We start from the raw sequence: 490 nt of genomic DNA on the forward strand, positions 1-490 counted from the left end.
AAATAATAATGAATTTCCACGTATATCTAAATGGATAGACGTACTTTTTTGCTCTTTAATATATCTTTTTAAAAATAAACAGCCGATTAAACCGATAAATATAAAGGGAATATTGATCCAAAATATCCATCTCCAATTACCTACAGATATTAAAAGACCTCCAATACTTGGACCTAAAACAGGACCTATTCCTAATAGAATACTTAACGTTCCTAACGCAGAACCTTGTCTATTTTCAGGAATGGTTGTAGTAATAATAGCCGTAGCAGTTCCTTGTAACATTGCTGCACCTATACCTTGTAAACCACGAAAAACGATTAATTGTATGACGTTGTTTGAAAAACCGCATAAAATAGAAGCTATTAAAAAAATAGTTAATCCTAAACTATATATATTTAAACGACTGTATTTATCGCTTAGTCTCCCAAATATTATAATTGTGCCTGTTAATAATAAAGTATATAGTGTAACACTCCAAGTAATAAAAGAA

General features: G+C 29.8%; 1 protein-coding gene. It reads right to left on the bottom strand.

Annotation, left to right across the window (positions count from 1 at the left end):
• A partial coding sequence (locus tag HMPREF3057_RS09935; RefSeq protein WP_142350334.1) for an MFS transporter occupies positions 1-490 on the bottom strand: 490 nt, incomplete at both ends.

This window comes from Streptococcus sp. HMSC072D05, from assembly GCF_001815805.1.
Lineage (GTDB): Bacteria > Bacillota > Bacilli > Lactobacillales > Streptococcaceae > Streptococcus.